Origin of the sequence: Streptomyces sp. NPDC056160 (genome assembly GCF_042268205.1) — a bacterium.
GTDB lineage: Bacteria > Actinomycetota > Actinomycetes > Streptomycetales > Streptomycetaceae > Streptomyces.
In genome coordinates, this window is the sequence record NZ_JBHJUW010000301.1 from 1 (window position 1) to 2,779 (window position 2,779).

At 75.4% G+C, this 2,779-nt stretch carries 3 protein-coding genes; all 3 read left to right on the forward strand.

The features are described from left to right. Window positions 1–127: 127 nt before the first annotated feature. Genes ACFC02_RS42170 through ACFC02_RS42180 form a run of 3 tightly spaced genes read left to right on the forward strand, consistent with a single transcriptional unit; the run spans window position 128 to window position 2,749 of the window. Window positions 128–865, forward strand: coding sequence for a TetR/AcrR family transcriptional regulator (locus ACFC02_RS42170; protein ID WP_376368266.1), 738 nt, complete (start codon window positions 128–130; stop codon window positions 863–865). 7 nt (window positions 866–872) lie between these two features. Beyond that, entirely contained in the window at window positions 873–1,670 is a 798-nt protein-coding gene (locus ACFC02_RS42175) for an SDR family NAD(P)-dependent oxidoreductase (RefSeq protein ID WP_376368268.1), read from the forward strand. Between the two features lie 38 nt (window positions 1,671–1,708). Beyond that, window positions 1,709–2,749: an NAD(P)-dependent alcohol dehydrogenase gene (locus ACFC02_RS42180; RefSeq protein WP_376368270.1), complete on the forward strand. Its 1,041-nt coding sequence runs from the start codon at window positions 1,709–1,711 to the stop codon at window positions 2,747–2,749. The last annotated feature ends 30 nt before the right edge of the window (window positions 2,750–2,779 follow it).

Consider the following 2,779-nt stretch of genomic DNA (forward strand, 5'->3'; position numbering starts at 1 on the left):
GGTCTGGGCCCCGGGGGCCACCCGGGGGGCCCGGGGGGTCCCCGGTGGTGCCCCGGGGTCCCCGGGGAACTCATGACTCATGGGGACAGATGTCCCGTCGGGACATAACAGGTGTACGGTGAGGGGCATGACGGCGACGCAGCCCTCCAGCAGCCCGGCCGGCCCCGCCGACACCCCCGGCGGCCCCGACGCACCCGGCCCCCGCGGAAGGCCGGACGGGGAACGTGAGGACCGCCGACGGCGCAAGGCCCGGCAGACGCGCAACGCACTGGCCGCCGCCGCCCTGGAGCTGATCCTGGAGCGCGGCCTGGCCGACACGACCGTCGAGGCGATCTCGGAGCGCGCCGACGTGACCCGCCGCACGTTCAGCCGGAACTTCACCGGCAAGGAGGACGCGGCGCTGGACTTCGTACGCGGCGACGGCGACCGCATCAACGCCCTGCTGCGTGCCCGCCCGGCGGCCGAACCGCCCCTGCTGGCCTATCGCAGGGCCGTCGGCGGCTGGCTCGCCGACCGGGAGAACCCAGCCTGGCAGGTCCGGCCGGACATGCGGCGGCTGCTGGCCCTCCTGGACCACGAGCCCGCCCTGTTCGCCGCCTACGAACGCATCCGGGTCGACGCCCAGGAGGAGTCGATCCGGATCATCGCCGACCGGCTCGGCACCGACGACGCCCAGGACGTACGCCCGTCCGTCGTCGTCGGGGCCGCCGCCGGCGTCCTCACCGCCGCCCTGCGTCAGTGGGCGCGGGCGGCCGGGGACGGCACCCCGGGAGCCGCAGACCTCGCGGCTCTGGTCGAGCGGGCCTACGACGCCCTGACCACCCAGGCCGCGACCGCGGCCACCGACAGTACGACCGACAAGTGAGCGCACCATGAGCACCGCCCCCACCCCCGCCCCCACCCCCCTCACCGACTACGCGACCGAGTTCGCCGGCCGCACCGCCCTCGTCACCGGCGCCGCCTCCGGCATCGGCCTGGCCACCGCCCGCCGCCTCGGCGCCGGCGGCGCGCACGTCGTCATCGCCGACTTCAACGCCGAGGGCGCCGAGCAGGCCGCCGCCGACCTGACGGCCGCAGGCGTCAAGGCCGCCGCCGTCCGCCTGGACGTCACCCGGCCCGAGTCCGTCGAGGCCGCGGTCACCTTCGCCCAGGACACCTTCGGCGCCCTGCACCTGGCGGTGAACAACGCCGGCATCGGCGGCCCGAGCGCCCCCACCGGGGCCTACGACATCGACGCCTACCAGCGCGTCGTGCGCACCAACCTCGACGGCGTCTTCTACTCGCTGCGCTACGAACTGCCCGCCCTGGAGGCCACCGGAACCGGCGGCGCGATCGTGAACGTGGCCTCCATCCTCGGCTCGGTCGGCTTCGCCGGCTCACCCGCCTACGTCGCCGCCAAGCACGGAGTCGTCGGCCTGACCAAGACCGCCGCCGCCGAGTACGCCGCCCGCGGCATCCGGATCAACGCGGTCGGCCCGGGCTTCATCGAGACCCCGCTGCTCAGCACCATGGGCGAGGCGGCCCACCGCTCCCTGACCGCCCTGCACCCGGCCGGCCGCCTCGGACGCGCCGAGGAGGTCGCCGAACTGATCGCCTTCCTGCTGTCCGACCGTGCCTCGTACGTCCACGGCAGCTACCACCTCGTCGACGGCGCCTACACCGCCGTCTGAGCACCCGCCGAGCACACCGAAGGAAGGACCGATCTCCCATGAAGGCACTGCAGTACCGCACCATCGGCGCCCCGCCGGAGGTGGTCACCGTCCCCGACCCCGAACCCGGGCCGGGACAGGTCCTCCTGAAGGTCACCGCCGCCGGAGTCTGCCACTCCGACATCGCGGTGATGAGCTGGCCGGCCGAGGCCTTCCCCTACCCGCTGCCGCTCACCCTCGGCCACGAGGGCGTGGGCACCGTCGCGGCGCTGGGCGCCGGGGTGAGCGGGCTCGCGGAGGGCGAGCACGTCGCCGTGTACGGGCCCTGGGGCTGCGGCACCTGTGCCAAGTGCGCCGAGGGCAAGGAGAACTACTGCCTGCGCGCCGACGCCCTCGGCATCCGCCCGCCGGGGCTCGGCGCTCCCGGCGCGATGGCCGAGTACCTGCTCGTCGACGACCCCCGGCACCTGGTTCCGCTGGACGGCCTCGACCCGGTCGCCGCCGTCCCGCTGACCGACGCGGGCCTCACCCCGTACCACGCGATCAAGCGCGCGCTGCCCCGGCTCGTGCCGGGCTCCACCGCCGTGGTGATCGGCACCGGCGGCCTCGGTCACGTCGCCATCCAGTTGCTGCGCGCCCTGAGCCCGGCCCGCGTGGTGGCCCTCGACGTCAGCGAGGACAAGCTGCGGCTCGCCCGCGAGGTCGGGGCGCACGAGACGGTCCTGTCCGACGCCGGGGCCGCCGCCACCGTCCGCGAACTGACCGGCGGGGCCGGTGCCGAGGCCGTGTTCGACTTCGTCGGCGCCGAGCCGACCGTCGCCACCGCCGGCGCCGTGGCGGCGGTCGAGGGCGAGATCTCCCTGGTGGGCATCGGCGGTGCCGCACTCCCCGTGGGCTTCGGAGTGCTGCCCTTCGAGGTGTCCGTCAGCTCGCCGTACTGGGGCAGCCGCGGTGAACTCGCCGAGGTCCTGGCCCTGGCCCGCTCGGGCGCCGTCTCCGTGCACACGCAGACCTTCACACTGGACGAGGCCCCCCTCGCCTACGAGCGCCTGCACGAGGGCCGGATCGACGGGCGGGCGGTCATCCTGCCCCACGGCTGACACCCGCGTCCCGCACCGGCCCGCGGGCCG

Coding starts and splice junctions, on each gene's coding strand:
- ACFC02_RS42170 (WP_376368266.1), top strand. CDS start 128: ATGACGGCGACGCAGCCCTCCAGCAGCCCGGCCGGCCCCGCCGACACC.
- ACFC02_RS42175 (WP_376368268.1), top strand. CDS start 873: ATGAGCACCGCCCCCACCCCCGCCCCCACCCCCCTCACCGACTACGCG.
- ACFC02_RS42180 (WP_376368270.1), top strand. CDS start 1,709: ATGAAGGCACTGCAGTACCGCACCATCGGCGCCCCGCCGGAGGTGGTC.